Raw genomic sequence first — 14,043 nt, 5'->3', positions numbered from 1 at the left:
CGCTCCCTCAGCGCCCTACCTGCCCCCTAAAAATATTGAGTTCTGGAGACCACACCATGAAGCGTCGCAGCTTGATAAAGGCTTTCACTCTGTCGGCATCCATTGCCGCCATGGGCATGACCTGGACTGTCCAGGCCGCCGAGACCATCAAGGTCGGCATCCTGCATTCGCTGTCCGGAACCATGGCCATCTCCGAAACGTCCCTCAAGGACATGGCGCTGATGACCATCGACGAGATCAACGCCAAGGGTGGCGTGAACGGCAAGATGCTCGAGCCGGTGGTGGTGGACCCTGCGTCCAACTGGCCGCTGTTTGCCGAGAAAGGCCGGCAGTTGCTGACCCAGGACAAGGTCGCGGTGGTGTTTGGTTGCTGGACCTCGGTGTCGCGCAAATCGGTGCTGCCGGTGTTCGAAGAACTCAATGGCTTGCTGTTCTACCCGGTGCAGTACGAAGGTGAAGAAATGTCGCCCAACGTGTTCTACACCGGTGCGGCGCCCAACCAGCAGGCAATCCCGGCGGTGGAGTACCTGATGAGCGAAGAAGGCGGCAGCGCCAAGCGCTTCTTCCTGCTGGGCACCGACTACGTTTACCCACGCACCACCAATAAGATCCTGCGCGCGTTCCTGCATTCCAAAGGCGTGGCCGACAAAGACATCGAAGAGGTCTACACCCCGTTCGGCCATAGCGATTACCAGACCATCGTCGCCAACATCAAGAAGTTCTCGGCGGGCGGCAAGACGGCCGTGGTGTCCACGGTTAACGGCGACTCCAACGTGCCGTTCTACAAGGAACTGGCCAACCAGGGCCTGAAAGCCACCGAGGTTCCGGTGGTGGCGTTCTCGGTCGGCGAAGAAGAACTGCGCGGCATCGACACCAAGCCGCTGGTGGGCAACCTGGCGGCGTGGAACTACTTCCAGTCGGTAGAGAACCCGGTCAACGCCAAGTTCGTCGCCGACTGGAAAGCCTATGCCAAGGCGAAAAACCTGCCGGGCGCCGACAAGGCCGTGACCAACGACCCGATGGAAGCCACCTACGTCGGCATCCACATGTGGGCGCAGGCCGTGGAAAAAGCCAAGTCCACCGACGTCGACAAAGTGCGTGAAGCCCTGGGCGGCCAGACCTTCGCCGCGCCGTCGGGCTACACCCTGACCATGGACAAGACCAACCACCACCTGCACAAGCCGGTGATGATTGGTGAGATCCAGTCGGACGGGCAGTTCTCGGTGGTGTGGCAGACCGAAGGGCCGATCCGCGCCCAGCCATGGAGCCCGTACATCCCTGGCAATGACAAGAAGCCGGATCACGCGGTGAAGAGCAACTAAGCCCCAACACAGATCAAATGTGGGAGCGGCGGTGCGACGATTCGACTTGCTCGCTCCCACATAAACCTAGTCCGTGCATGACCAGGACATTTGTTTATGCCCACTGCCCTCCACCGTTTCATCCTGGCCTGCCTGCTGTTGCTGCCCCTGGCCGCACACGCAGGCGATGCCGAAGACTTCCTCGCGGCCAACCCCATGCAACAGGCCAAACTGTTGCAAGACTGGGCCGCCCAGCCCGACCCGGCGCGCATCGAGTTGGTCAACGCCCTGCAACAAGGCCAAGTCAGCGTCAACGGCGAAACCAAGACCGTACGCTTGAACAACCGCCTGCGTGGCTTGATCAACAACGTGCAGGCCAGCCAGCAACTGCTCGCCGCCGACCCCAAGGTCCGCCTGGCCGCCGCCCAGACCCTGCAAAAAAGCGCGCAACCTGCGCAACTGAAATTCCTCGACCAGCAACTCGCCAGCGAAACCAATGACGAGGTACACAGCGCCCTGAGCCTGGCCATGGCCAACCTGCAACTGGTCGACCCCGACCCGGCCGTGCGCCTGGCTGCCGTGCGTCTGCTGGGCAGCACCGGCGACCCACTGGCCCGCACGCGCCTGGAAGCGCTGCTGGCGCCTGGCGTAGAAACCGATGCCGGGGTGCACACCGCCGCCGAAACCAGCCTGGCCCAGGTCAAGCGCAAGCTGCTGGTGGGCGAAGTGCTCGGCCAGGCCTTCAGCGGCATGTCCCTGGGCTCGATCCTGTTGCTGGCGGCCCTGGGCCTGGCGATCACCTTCGGCCTGCTCGGCGTGATCAATATGGCCCACGGCGAGATGCTGATGCTCGGTGCCTACTCCACCTATGTGGTGCAGTTGCTGATGCAGCGCTACGTGCCCCAGGCCATCGAGTTCTACCCGTTGCTCGCGCTGCCGGTGGCGTTTTTTGTCACCGCCGGCATCGGCATGGCGCTAGAGCGCACGGTGATCCGTCATCTCTACGGGCGGCCGCTGGAAACCCTGCTGGCCACCTGGGGCATCAGCCTGATGCTGATCCAACTGGTGCGCTTGCTGTTCGGCGCACAGAACGTCGAAGTGGCCAACCCGGCCTGGCTGTCGGGCGGGATCCAGGTGCTACCCAACCTGGTGCTGCCATACAACCGCATCGTCATCATCGGCTTTGCGTTGTGCGTGGTGGTGCTGACCTGGCTGCTGCTGAACAAGACCCGCCTGGGCCTCAACGTGCGCGCCGTGACCCAGAACCGCAACATGGCCGCCTGCTGCGGCGTGCCCACCGGGCGCGTGGACATGCTCGCCTTTGGCCTCGGCTCGGGCATCGCAGGCCTGGGTGGCGTGGCCCTGAGCCAGATCGGCAACGTCGGCCCGGACCTGGGCCAGAGCTACATCATCGACTCGTTCCTGGTGGTGGTACTCGGCGGCGTCGGCCAACTGGCCGGCAGTGTCATGGCCGCCTTCGGCCTGGGGATTGCCAACAAGATTCTTGAACCGCAGATCGGTGCCGTGCTCGGCAAAATCCTGATCCTCGCGCTGATCATTCTGTTTATCCAGAAACGCCCGCAAGGACTCTTCGCACTGAAAGGACGGGTGATCGACTGATGAACCAGCCATTGATGCTCACGGCCGCGCAAAAGGCCGGCCCCAAGGTGACGATTGCGGTGGGCGCGGTGATCCTCGCCGTGCTGCTGGCGTTGCCGCTGCTGTCGCTGTTGCCCGCAGAGAGTGCATTCCACGTCTCGGCGTACACCCTGACCCTGGTGGGCAAGATTCTCTGCTACGCCATCGTCGCCCTGGCCCTGGACCTGGTGTGGGGCTACGCCGGCATGTTGTCCCTGGGCCACGGCCTGTTCTTTGCCCTCGGCGGTTACGCGATGGGCATGTACCTGATGCGCCAGGCCGCCGGCAGCGAGTTGCCGGCGTTCATGACCTTCCTGTCGTGGACCGAACTGCCGTGGTATTGGCTCGGCACCGAGCACTTCCTCTGGGCCCTGTGCCTGGTGGTATTGGCACCGGGCTTGCTGGCGCTGGTGTTCGGTTTCTTCGCCTTCCGCTCACGGATCAAGGGCGTGTATTTCTCGATCATGACCCAGGCCCTGACCTTTGCCGGGATGCTGTTGTTTTTCCGCAACGAGACCGGCTTTGGCGGCAATAACGGCTTTACCAACTTCCGCAGCATCCTGGGCTTTGGCATCACCGAACCCGGCACCCGTGCGGTGCTGTTCCTGGCCACGGTGCTGCTGTTGGTGGGCAGCCTGTTTATCGGCTGGCGCCTGGCCCGGAGCAAGTTCGGCCGCGTGCTGACGGCCCTGCGCGATGCAGAAAACCGCCTGATGTTCTGCGGCTACGACCCCCGTGGTTTCAAGCTGTTTGTCTGGGTGTTGAGCGCCGTGCTGTGCGGCCTGGCCGGGGCGCTGTACGTGCCGCAGGTGGGCATCATCAACCCCAGCGAAATGTCACCGACCAACTCTATCGAAGCCGCCGTGTGGGTCGCCCTGGGCGGGCGCGGCACGCTGATCGGCCCGCTGCTGGGTGCCGGCGTGGTCAACGGCATGAAGAGCTGGTTCACCGTGGCCTTCCCGGAGTACTGGCTGTTCTTCCTTGGGGCGCTGTTCATCATCGTCACCCTGTACCTGCCCAAGGGCATCATCGGCCTGTTGAAGAAAAGGGGCGAACAATGAGAGTCACGGCAACCGACCAGTTCATGCTCGAACCGATCATCGAACCGAACCGCGACCAGGGCACCAGCCGCGATGCCATCGGCCTCGGCCAGGCCGCCGGCAAAGGCCTGAACACGCGCCACGGCACGATCCTGACCCTGGAAGACATCAGCGTCAGCTTCGACGGCTTCAAGGCCCTCAATGACTTGAACCTGTACATCGGCGTTGGCGAACTGCGCTGCATCATCGGCCCCAATGGCGCAGGCAAGACCACCCTGATGGACGTGATCACCGGCAAGACCCGCCCCAGTCACGGCAAGGCCTGGTTCGGCGAAACCCTGGACCTGACCCGCATGAGCGAAGTGCAGATCGCCCAGGCCGGCATCGGCCGCAAGTTCCAGAAGCCCACGGTGTTCGAAGCCCTGAGCGTGTTCGAGAACCTGGAACTGGCGCAGAAGACCGACAAATCGGTATGGGCCAGCCTGCGCGCACGCCTTGGCGGGGAACAGAAGGACCGCATCGAAGAGGTGCTGGACACCATCCGCCTTAGCGCATCGGCACAACGCCCGGCCGGTTTGCTGTCCCACGGCCAGAAGCAGTTCCTGGAAATCGGCATGCTGCTGATGCAAGACCCACAGCTGTTGCTGCTCGACGAGCCGGTGGCCGGCATGACCGACGCCGAGACCGAGTTCACCGCCGAGCTGTTCAAGCGCCTGGCGGGCAAGCATTCGCTGATGGTGGTGGAGCACGACATGGGCTTTGTCGGCTCGATCGCCGACCACGTCACGGTGTTGCACCAGGGCAGTGTGCTGGCCGAAGGGTCGCTGGAACAGGTGCAGGAAAACGAGCGCGTCATCGAGGTGTACCTCGGTCGCTGAACCCGATGCGGATTGCTCTCTGTAGGAGCGAGCTTGCTCGCGAAGATCGTCAACGATAACGCGCCGAGCCTGAATGCCCGCGGTGCCTTGGCGTTTTTCGCGAGCACGCTCGCTCCTACAGGGAATTGAGGAGAGTTTGAACATGCTGCAAGTCGACAAATTGCACCAGTACTACGGCGGCAGCCACATCCTGCGCGGCCTGTCCTTTGACGTGAAAGTCGGTGAAGTCACCTGCCTGCTCGGCCGTAACGGCGTGGGCAAGACCACCCTGCTCAAATGCCTGATGGGCCTGTTGCCCGCCAAGGAAGGCGCGGTGAACTGGGAAGGCAAGGCCATCACCGGTTTCAAGCCGCACCAGCGGGTACACGCCGGCATTGCCTACGTGCCCCAGGGCCGGGAGATTTTCGGCCGGCTGACGGTGGAAGAAAACCTGCTGATGGGCCTGTCGCGTTTTCCCGGCAGCGAAGCCAAGCAAGTCCCGGCGTTTATCTACGAGCTATTCCCGGTGCTGCTGCAAATGAAGCATCGGCGCGGTGGCGACCTGTCTGGCGGCCAGCAGCAGCAACTGGCCATCGGCCGCGCCCTGGCCAGCCGCCCACGCCTGCTGATCCTCGACGAGCCCACCGAAGGCATCCAGCCCTCGGTGATCAAGGAGATCGGTGCGGTGATCAAGAAACTCGCCGAGCGCGGCGACATGGCGATTTTGCTGGTGGAGCAGTTCTACGACTTCGCCGCCGAGCTGGCCGATCAATACCTGGTGATGTCCCGCGGGGAAATCGTCCAGCAAGGCCGTGGTGAAAATATGGAGGCCGAGGGTGTACGCGGCCTGGTTACCATCTAATCTGTAGCGTCTCGTTGATAAGCCCAAACCATGACTGTTCCTGCCCCCACCGCCCTGTTCACCCCCAGCTGGCACGCCGCGCTGGAGTTGGGCTATGCACGATTCGGCGCGACCACTCGTCCGGTACTGCGCCGCCACCTGGGCCCGCTGCGGGTGCAAAAGCACCTGTACGCCGAAGGCCCCGAGGTGTGCCAGCACATCATCGTGCACCCGCCGGGCGGGATTGCCGGGGGGGATCGCCTGGATATCACCGCCCATCTGGCTGAGGGCGCGTGGGCGCAATTGACCAGCCCCGGCGCCGCCAAGTGGTATCGCGCCAGCGGGCCGGCCTACCAGCAGGTGGTATTGACGGTCGAGGCCGGCGCCACCCTGGAGTGGCTGCCCCAGGAAACCATCGTGTTCAGCGCCGCCCAGGCCGAACTCAGCACGCGCATCAACCTCGAAGGCGACGCCCGGCTGTTCTACTGGGACGTGGTGGCGCTAGGGCGCCCGGCCAGTGGCGAGCGTTTCGACCGGGGGCACTTTCAGTCGCACCTGGATATCCGCCGCGACGGCCAGTTGCTGTGGCATGAGCGCCAACGCATTGTGGGCGACGACGGCCTGCTCGACTCACCGATTGGCCTGGATGGGCAGCCGGTGTTTGCCACGTTGCTGGTGAGCGGGGAAATCGATACCGAACTGCTTGAACAATGCCGTGCGCTGCCGCATGCAGTGCGTGGCGACCTGACCCAACTGCCCGGTTTGCTGGTGGCGCGCTGCCTGGCCAGCGAGACGTTACTGGCGCGGGCCTGGTTGATTGATCTGTGGCGGCTGTTGCGCCCGGCATTGCTGGGGCGTGAAGCTGTGCCCCCAAGAATTTGGAACACCTGAACATTCAAGGTGGAACTGAACTTGTGTGGGAGCTGGCTTGTGTGGGAGCTGGCTTGCCTGCGATACAGGCGACTCGGCCCCCCAGACAAACCTAGGTGCTGCCATCGCAGGCAAGCCAGCTCCCACATTGGATTTTCGGTGTTTTTTAGAATGCTTTTTATGACGGATTGCTGACCATGGACCTGACCCCACGGGAAAAAGACAAACTGCTGATCTTCACCGCAGGCCTTGTGGCCGAACGCCGCCTGGCGCGCGGGGTGAAGCTCAACTACCCGGAAACCATCGCCTACATCTCCGCCGCCCTGCTCGAGGGCGCGCGCGACGGGCGCACGGTGGCCGACCTAATGCACTTTGGCACCACCCTGCTCACTCGCGAGCAAGTGATGGAAGGCATTCCGGAGATGATCCCGGATATCCAGGTCGAAGCCACCTTCCCCGACGGCACCAAGCTGGTGACCGTCCACCAACCCATCGCCTGAGGCCCGGCCATGTCCTTGCTGATTCGTGACGCGGTGCACGGCGACCTGCCGGCGATCCGCGATATCTACAACGATGCCGTGCTCAACACCACGGCGATCTGGAACGACCAACCGGTGGACCTGGGCAACCGCCAGGCCTGGTTCAGTGCGCGCCAGGCACAGTTCTATCCGATCCTGGTGGCGGTGGAGGCCGAGCACGTGGTCGGCTATGCCTCGTTCGGTGACTGGCGGCCCTTCGACGGCTTTCGCCATACCGTCGAGCATTCGGTGTATGTGCGCAATGACCAACGCGGCAAAGGCCTCGGCCCCCTGCTGATGCAGGCCCTGATCGAACGCGCCAGGGCCTGCGACAAACACGTGATGGTCGCCGCCATCGAAAGCGGCAACCAGGCCTCGATCCGCCTGCATGAGCGCCTGGGCTTTGGCATCACCGGGCAAATGGCCCAGGTGGGCACCAAGTTCGGCCGCTGGCTGGACCTGACCTTTATGCAACTGATGCTCAACCCTGGCGCCCAGCCGCCGGCGGTTCACAAGGAGTAACAGCAATGAGCGCCGCCCAACTGCGTCGAGTGAACACCGAAAGCTTTGCCCATTACCGCCAGGGTTTGATTGAGCTGTTGCTGGACGCCGTGCAGCACGGCGCATCGGTGGGCTTCATGGCCGACCTCGACGCGGCTCAGGCACGGGACTATTTCGACGGCGTACAGGCCGGTATCGAGGACTCCAGCCTGCTGCTGTGGGTGGTGGTGCGCGATGAACAGGTGCTGGCCAGCGTACAACTGGCGCTGTGCCAGAAAGCCAACGGCCTCAACCGCGCCGAGGTGCAAAAGCTGCTGGTGCGCAATGACGCCCGGCGCCACGGCCTCGGCCAGCAATTGATGAGCGCCCTGGAGCTGTGCGCGCGCCAGCACAAGCGCGGCCTGCTGTACCTGGACACCGAAGCCGGCTCCCCCGCCGAAGCTTTCTACCAGGCGCTGCGCTACACCAAGATCGGCGAACTGCCGGACTACTGCCAAAGCCCGGACGGGCGCTACAGCCCGACCGCCATCTACTACAAGACCCTGGGGCAACCTGCATGATTCCTGGTGAATATCAGATCCAGCCTGGTGAAATCGAACTCAACGTGGGCCGCCGCACTGTCACCCTGAGCGTGGCCAACAGCGGCGACCGGCCGATCCAGGTCGGCTCCCATTACCATTTTTTCGAGACCAACGACGCGCTGGCCTTCGATCGTGCCCTGAGCCGCGGCATGCGCCTGAACATCCCGGCGGGCACGGCGGTGCGCTTTGAGCCAGGGCAGAGCCGCGAGGTGGAGTTGGTGGAGCTGGCGGGGTTGCGCCGGGTGTTCGGGTTTGCCGGACGCATCATGGGCGACCTGTAGGGCCGCATCGCAGGCAAGCCAGCTCCCACATGGGAACGCATTTCAAATGTGGGAGCTGGCTTGCCTGCGATAGCGGATTCACATTCAACACAAATTCTTCAGGACACCCCTATGAAAATCAGCCGCCAAGCCTACGCCGACATGTTCGGCCCCACCGTCGGCGACAAGGTCCGCCTGGCCGATACCGAGCTGTGGATTGAAGTGGAACAGGACTTCACCACCTACGGCGAAGAAGTGAAGTTCGGCGGCGGCAAAGTTATCCGCGACGGCCAGGGCCAGAGCCAACTGCTGGCCGCCGACGTGGTCGACACGGTGATCACCAACGCGCTGATCATCGATCACTGGGGTATCGTCAAGGCCGATGTCGGCCTGAAGAACGGGCGTATCGCCGGGATCGGCAAGGCCGGCAACCCGGATATCCAGCCGGGCGTGACCCTGGCCATCGGCGCCAGCACCGAAGTGATTGCCGGCGAAGGCATGATCCTCACCGCCGGCGGCATCGACACCCATGTGCACTTCATCTGCCCGCAGCAGATCGAAGAGGCGCTGACCAGTGGCGTCACCACCATGATCGGCGGCGGCACCGGGCCGGCCACCGGCACCAACGCCACCACCTGCACCTCGGGCCCGTGGCACCTGGCGCGCATGCTGCAGGCCAGCGATGCGTTCCCGATGAACATCGGCTTTACCGGCAAGGGCAACGCCAGCCTGCCTGAGCCGTTGATCGAACAGGTCAAGGCCGGGGCTATTGGCTTGAAGCTGCATGAAGACTGGGGCACCACCCCGGCGAGCATCGACAACTGCCTGAGCGTGGCCGACGAATACGATGTGCAGGTGGCGATCCACAGCGACACCCTCAACGAGTCCGGTTTTGTCGAAACCACCCTCGCCGCCCTCAAGGGGCGCACCATCCACACCTACCACACCGAAGGCGCTGGCGGCGGGCATGCGCCGGATATCATCAAGGCCTGCGGTTTCCCCAACGTGCTGCCCAGCTCCACCAACCCGACCCGGCCATTCACCCGCAATACCATCGACGAGCACCTGGACATGTTGATGGTCTGCCATCACCTGGACCCGAGCATTGCCGAAGACGTGGCCTTCGCCGAAAGCCGCATCCGCCGCGAAACCATCGCCGCCGAAGATATCCTGCATGACCTTGGCGCATTCTCGATGATCAGCTCCGACAGCCAGGCCATGGGCCGCGTGGGCGAGGTGATCATGCGCACCTGGCAAACCGCCGACAAAATGAAAAAACAGCGCGGGCCGCTGCCGGGGGACGGAGCAGGCAACGATAACTTCCGTGCCAAGCGCTACATCGCCAAGTACACCATCAACCCGGCGATCACCCATGGCATCAGCCATGAAGTGGGCTCGATCGAGGTGGGCAAGTGGGCCGACCTGGTGCTGTGGCGCCCGGCGTTCTTCGGGATCAAGCCCACGTTGATTCTCAAGGGTGGGGCGATTGCCTCAAGCCTGATGGGCGATATCAACGGCTCGATCCCTACGCCGCAGCCGGTCCACTACCGGCCGATGTTCGCCAGCTTCGGCAGCGCGCTGCACGCCACCAGCCTGACGTTTATCAGCCAGGCGGCGCTGGCCGAGGGCCTGCCGCAAGCCCTGGGCCTGAAGAAGCAGATCGGGGTGGTCAAGGGCTGCCGCCAGGTGCAGAAGACCGACCTGATCCACAACGACTACCTGCCGCAGATCGAGGTAGATCCGCAGACCTATCAGGTCAAGGCCGACGGTGTATTGCTGTGGTGCGAACCGGCGGATGTGTTGCCGATGGCCCAGCGTTACTTTCTATTCTGACCGTTCATCGGCATTAACCCTGTGTGCCAGTGAAGCGAAGAGGCGTAAGGCGCTACGATGCGCCTCTTTACTGTCTTGCACTTGGGAACCTGGCTATGGGCCTATCCGAATTCATCGTGTTGCATGCCGAGCGGATCGTCGATGAATGGGAGCAGTTTGCCGAAACATTGACCCCGGCCGCCGACACCCTGAACCGCACGCAACTGCGCGACCACGCGCACTCGATCCTGCTGGCCGCCGCACGGGACATGAACACCCGCCAGAGCGCCGACGAACAAGCGGCCAAGGCCAAGGGCGAAGGCCCGGAGAAAACCCCAAGCCTGGACGAAGCCGCCGCCAGCCATGGCGAGCTACGTCATACCGTGGGTTTTGACCTGGTGCAGATGACCTCCGAGTTCCGCCACCTGCGGGCCTGTGTGATCCGGCTGTGGGTCGATAGCCTCGAAGTGCCGGACATGACGTACTTCCAGGACATGATCCGCTTCAATGAGGCCATCGACGAAGCCCTGGCCGAATCCACCGCGGCCTACGCCGAGCAGGTCAATCGCTCGCGGGATATTTTCCTCGCCATCCTCGGCCACGACCTGCGCGCACCGCTGCAGGCGGTGAACATGTCCACCGAGATGTTGTTGCGCAAAGTCGCGCTGGACAGCCAAGGCTTGAGCCTGGTGGGCAATATCAAAAATGGCGCCCGGCATATGGGGGCAATGGTCCGCGATCTATTGGAGTTTGTGCGCAGCCGGCTGGGCAGCAGCCTGCCGATCGAACCCAAGCCGATGAACCTGGCTGACGCCGCGCAGGCCGCCATCGACGAAGCATGCGCCGGTCGCCCGGATTGCCAGGCCCATTTGCATGTCGAGGACGACACCCAGGGGCAGTGGGATCGTGGGCGAATCGATCAACTGCTGCAGAACCTGATTGGCAACGCGTTGCAGCACGGCCTCAACAGCCAGGCAGTGACCCTGAACCTCAAGGGCACGCCCGACACCGTGGAACTGAGCGTGCACAACTACGGCATCCCGATTCCCCAGGCGGCGCTGGGCACCGTCTTCGACCCGCTGGTACGCAGCGCCACTGAAGAACTGGGCAACACCTCGACCAGCCTCGGGCTGGGGCTGTTTATCGTCAAGGAAGTGGTGCTGGCCCATCAGGGCACGATTGAAGTGACCTCCAGCGAGGCCGAAGGCACCACATTCACCGTGGTGCTGCCGCGACGGTGCTAGTGCGATTGTTTATTGTGGCGAGCGGGCTTGCCCCGCGCTGGGGGGCGAAGCAGCCCCAATAAAGTCACTGCATTCTTCCAGATACACCTCAGTGGCAGGGTGTAGGGCTGCTTCGCACCCCAGCGCGGGGCAAGCCCGCTCGCCACAACAAGCCCGCTGGTCACAGTAAGCCCGCTCCCCCCCTTAGCGACCCCAGTTTTCCCGCGGATCAAAATCAGCCTTTTTCGCCAGCTCCTGCCACAACGCCTTGACCTCTTCGTCGCTGCTTTTGGGCATCACGGCCTTGAGCTGCACAAACAGATAGCCGCGTTGCCCGGCCTTGTTCAGCAAGCCATGGCCCTTGGCGCGCATGCGCTGGCCATTCTGGCTGCCGGCCGGGACCTTGAGGTTGATCTTGCCGGTCAACGTCGGCACCGCGACTTCCGCGCCCAACGCCAGCTCCCAGGGTGCCAGAGGCAGGTTGATGATCAGGTTTTCGCCGTCGACTTCGAACTTGGGATGCGGCGCAAACTTGATGATCAGGTACAGGTCGCCATTGGCCCCACCGCCAATCCCCGGCGCGCCCTGGCCCTTGAGGCGGATGCGCTCGCCATCGGCCACACCGGCCGGGATTTTTACATTCAGGCTCTTGGTGGTGTTGCTGACATGCCGGCCCGACGCATCGTATTGCGGAATCTGGAAGCTGATCGCCTTGGACTCGGTAGACAGGGTCTCTTCCAGGAACACCGGCAGTTCCATCTCCACATCCTGGCCGCGACGGCCGGGGCTGCGCCCTTGGGCACCGCCAAAACCATTGCCGCGCGAGCCGAAGATCGAGCTGAAGAAGTCCGAAAACTCGCCCGTATCCTGGCCACCGCCAAACCCGCCACGGCTCTGCCAGCCTGGCGGCCCCTGGAAGGGCTGACCGTGCTGGCCATAGCGGCGCAACTCGTCGTATTCGGCGCGCTTGTCTGCGCTTTTCAACGCTTCGTAGGCTTCCGAGGCGTCCTTGAACTTCGCTTCCGCGTCCTTTTCCTTGCTGACGTCGGGATGATACTTACGCGCCAGCTTGCGATAAGCGGCCTTGATTGTCTTGTCGTCGGCCGTCGGCTCGACACCAAGAATCTTGTAATAGTCTTTGAAATCCATGGGGGCATCACCATCCGTTATCGAGATCGCACAGTCGCGCCCTGCCTGCCGGGGCATTGCGGGGCGATTCGAGGTGCGTCAGAAAATTATCGGCGGCTTGCAGGACAAACTTGATCCTTTCGACAGCCACCAACCGTATGCACAGGAGTTGGGGGCAAAGAGCCGACCTTTCAAGGTAACAAGTCTGCTGTATTTAGCGGATAGTCGGCCTACGCATCTGCACGCGAGTGACATACACTGCGCGGCCGTTTTTTAACCGGAACCTGTTAGACATGAACAACACCTCCCCAGCCCGTGCCTGCGGCATCGACTTCGGCACGTCCAACTCCACTGTCGGCTGGATCCGTCCCGGCATGGAAACGCTTATCGCGCTGGAGGACGACAAGATCACCCTGCCGTCAGTGGTGTTCTTCAACTTCGAAGAACGCCGCCCGGTCTATGGCCGCCTGGCGCTGCACGAGTACCTGGAAGGCTACGAAGGCCGCCTGATGCGCTCGCTCAAGAGCCTTTTGGGCTCCAAGCTGATCAAGCACGACACCAGCGTGCTGGGCACGGCCATGCCGTTCAAGGACCTGCTGGGCCTGTTTATCGGCCAGCTCAAGAGCCGCGCCGAAGCCACCGCCGGTCGTGAGTTCGAGGAAGTGGTGCTGGGCCGCCCGGTATTTTTCGTCGACGACGACCCGATGGCCGACAAAGAGGCCGAAGACACCCTGGTGGACGTGGCCCGCAAGCTCGGCTTCAAGGAAGTCTCGTTCCAGTACGAGCCGATTGCCGCAGCCTTCGACTACGAGTCCACCATTGAAAAAGAAGAGTTGGTACTGATTGTCGACATCGGCGGCGGTACGTCCGACTTCTCCCTGGTGCGCCTGTCGCCCGAGCGACGCAAGCACGACAACCGCCACGACGACATCCTCGCCACCGGCGGCGTGCATATCGGCGGTACCGACTTCGACAAACAGCTGAGTCTGCAAGGCATGATGCCGCTGTTCGGCTACGGCAGCCGTATGAAAAGCGGCGCCTACATGCCCACCAGCCACCATATGAACCTGGCCACCTGGCACACCATCAACTCGGTGTACTCGCAAAAATCCCAGATTGCGTTGGGCAGCATGCGCTACGACATCGAGGACACCGGTGGCATCGACCGCCTGTTCAAGCTGATCGAACAGCGCGCCGGGCACTGGCTGGCCATGGAGGTGGAAGAAACCAAAATCCACCTCACCCACGACGACAGCCGCCATGTACCGCTGGACCGGGTAGAACCAGGCCTGAGCGTGGAACTGAGCCGCGCCCTGTTCGAGTCCTCCATCGACAACCTGCTGGAGCGGGTGCGCAACAGCGTGACCCAACTGCTCGACGACGCCTCGGTAGACGTGGCCCAGGTCGACACGGTGTTCTTCACCGGCGGCTCCAGCGGCATCCCGGCCCTGCGCCAGAGCATTTCGGCGATGC

At 63.0% G+C, this 14,043-nt stretch carries 14 protein-coding genes; 13 read left to right on the top strand and 1 reads right to left on the bottom strand.

Annotation, left to right across the window (positions count from 1 at the left end; all coding sequences use genetic code 11):
* Positions 1-56 precede the first annotated feature (56 nt).
* The 12 genes from urtA to BHC62_RS03920 all read left to right on the top strand — a co-directional run bounded on the left by urtA (position 57) and on the right by BHC62_RS03920 (position 11,463).
* Positions 57-1,322, top strand: coding sequence for an urea ABC transporter substrate-binding protein (gene urtA, locus BHC62_RS03975; protein ID WP_029297732.1), 1,266 nt, complete (start codon positions 57-59; stop codon positions 1,320-1,322).
* A 96-nt stretch (positions 1,323-1,418) separates the two neighbouring features.
* A complete protein-coding gene (gene urtB / locus BHC62_RS03970) occupies positions 1,419-2,921 on the top strand; it encodes an urea ABC transporter permease subunit UrtB (protein ID WP_070994286.1) in 1,503 nt (500 codons plus the stop codon).
* A complete protein-coding gene (gene urtC / locus BHC62_RS03965; RefSeq protein ID WP_070994285.1) occupies positions 2,921-4,000 on the top strand; it encodes an urea ABC transporter permease subunit UrtC in 1,080 nt (359 codons plus the stop codon). Before urtB ends, urtC begins: the two co-directional genes overlap by 1 nt.
* On the top strand, positions 3,997-4,857 hold the full coding sequence (urtD, locus tag BHC62_RS03960) for an urea ABC transporter ATP-binding protein UrtD (protein WP_029297738.1): 861 nt from the start codon (positions 3,997-3,999) through the stop codon (positions 4,855-4,857). The genes urtC and urtD overlap by 4 nt, the downstream gene beginning before the upstream one ends.
* 142 nt (positions 4,858-4,999) lie before the next feature.
* Positions 5,000-5,698: an urea ABC transporter ATP-binding subunit UrtE gene (gene urtE, locus BHC62_RS03955; RefSeq protein ID WP_029297740.1), complete on the top strand. Its 699-nt coding sequence runs from the start codon at positions 5,000-5,002 to the stop codon at positions 5,696-5,698.
* A gap of 30 nt (positions 5,699-5,728) precedes the next feature.
* Entirely contained in the window at positions 5,729-6,568 is an 840-nt protein-coding gene (locus BHC62_RS03950) for an urease accessory protein UreD (RefSeq protein WP_070994284.1), read from the top strand.
* Positions 6,569-6,744: 176 nt separating this feature from the next.
* Positions 6,745-7,047 carry an urease subunit gamma gene (locus BHC62_RS03945; RefSeq protein WP_029297745.1) on the top strand — a complete coding sequence of 101 codons (303 nt, stop codon included), beginning with the start codon at positions 6,745-6,747 and terminating at the stop codon, positions 7,045-7,047.
* 9 nt (positions 7,048-7,056) lie between these two features.
* Positions 7,057-7,587: a GNAT family N-acetyltransferase gene (locus BHC62_RS03940; protein ID WP_029297747.1), complete on the top strand. Its 531-nt coding sequence runs from the start codon at positions 7,057-7,059 to the stop codon at positions 7,585-7,587.
* Positions 7,588-7,592: 5 nt separating this feature from the next.
* Positions 7,593-8,126, top strand: coding sequence for a GNAT family N-acetyltransferase (locus tag BHC62_RS03935; protein ID WP_070994283.1), 534 nt, complete (start codon positions 7,593-7,595; stop codon positions 8,124-8,126).
* Complete coding sequence (locus BHC62_RS03930; RefSeq protein ID WP_070994282.1) at positions 8,123-8,428, top strand: urease subunit beta; 306 nt, start codon at positions 8,123-8,125, stop codon at positions 8,426-8,428. Before BHC62_RS03935 ends, BHC62_RS03930 begins: the two co-directional genes overlap by 4 nt.
* 111 nt (positions 8,429-8,539) lie before the next feature.
* Positions 8,540-10,240: an urease subunit alpha gene (gene ureC / locus BHC62_RS03925; RefSeq protein ID WP_029297750.1), complete on the top strand. Its 1,701-nt coding sequence runs from the start codon at positions 8,540-8,542 to the stop codon at positions 10,238-10,240.
* Positions 10,241-10,335: 95 nt separating this feature from the next.
* Positions 10,336-11,463: a sensor histidine kinase KdpD gene (locus BHC62_RS03920; RefSeq protein WP_070994281.1), complete on the top strand. Its 1,128-nt coding sequence runs from the start codon at positions 10,336-10,338 to the stop codon at positions 11,461-11,463.
* Positions 11,464-11,646: 183 nt separating this feature from the next.
* Here BHC62_RS03920 and cbpA read toward each other — a convergent pair whose 3' ends face one another.
* Entirely contained in the window at positions 11,647-12,591 is a 945-nt protein-coding gene (cbpA, locus tag BHC62_RS03915) for a curved DNA-binding protein (protein WP_070994280.1), read from the bottom strand.
* Between the two features lie 272 nt (positions 12,592-12,863).
* Between cbpA and BHC62_RS03905 the strand changes: the two genes are divergently transcribed.
* Positions 12,864-14,043, top strand: a 1,180-nt coding sequence (locus tag BHC62_RS03905; protein ID WP_070994279.1) for an Hsp70 family protein, incomplete at its 3' end; no start/stop codon positions are given.

The organism is Pseudomonas sp. 06C 126 (assembly GCF_001855215.1).
Lineage (GTDB): Bacteria > Pseudomonadota > Gammaproteobacteria > Pseudomonadales > Pseudomonadaceae > Aquipseudomonas > Aquipseudomonas proteolytica.
The sequence above is the reverse complement of the archived record's forward strand: the minus strand, read 5'-3'. Positions and strand labels throughout refer to the sequence as shown.

Coding starts and splice junctions, on each gene's coding strand:
- urtA (WP_029297732.1), top strand. CDS start 57: ATGAAGCGTCGCAGCTTGATAAAGGCTTTCACTCTGTCGGCATCCATT.
- urtB (WP_070994286.1), top strand. CDS start 1,419: ATGCCCACTGCCCTCCACCGTTTCATCCTGGCCTGCCTGCTGTTGCTG.
- urtC (WP_070994285.1), top strand. CDS start 2,921: ATGAACCAGCCATTGATGCTCACGGCCGCGCAAAAGGCCGGCCCCAAG.
- urtD (WP_029297738.1), top strand. CDS start 3,997: ATGAGAGTCACGGCAACCGACCAGTTCATGCTCGAACCGATCATCGAA.
- urtE (WP_029297740.1), top strand. CDS start 5,000: ATGCTGCAAGTCGACAAATTGCACCAGTACTACGGCGGCAGCCACATC.
- BHC62_RS03950 (WP_070994284.1), top strand. CDS start 5,729: ATGACTGTTCCTGCCCCCACCGCCCTGTTCACCCCCAGCTGGCACGCC.
- BHC62_RS03945 (WP_029297745.1), top strand. CDS start 6,745: ATGGACCTGACCCCACGGGAAAAAGACAAACTGCTGATCTTCACCGCA.
- BHC62_RS03940 (WP_029297747.1), top strand. CDS start 7,057: ATGTCCTTGCTGATTCGTGACGCGGTGCACGGCGACCTGCCGGCGATC.
- BHC62_RS03935 (WP_070994283.1), top strand. CDS start 7,593: ATGAGCGCCGCCCAACTGCGTCGAGTGAACACCGAAAGCTTTGCCCAT.
- BHC62_RS03930 (WP_070994282.1), top strand. CDS start 8,123: ATGATTCCTGGTGAATATCAGATCCAGCCTGGTGAAATCGAACTCAAC.
- ureC (WP_029297750.1), top strand. CDS start 8,540: ATGAAAATCAGCCGCCAAGCCTACGCCGACATGTTCGGCCCCACCGTC.
- BHC62_RS03920 (WP_070994281.1), top strand. CDS start 10,336: ATGGGCCTATCCGAATTCATCGTGTTGCATGCCGAGCGGATCGTCGAT.
- cbpA (WP_070994280.1), bottom strand. CDS start 12,591: ATGGATTTCAAAGACTATTACAAGATTCTTGGTGTCGAGCCGACGGCC.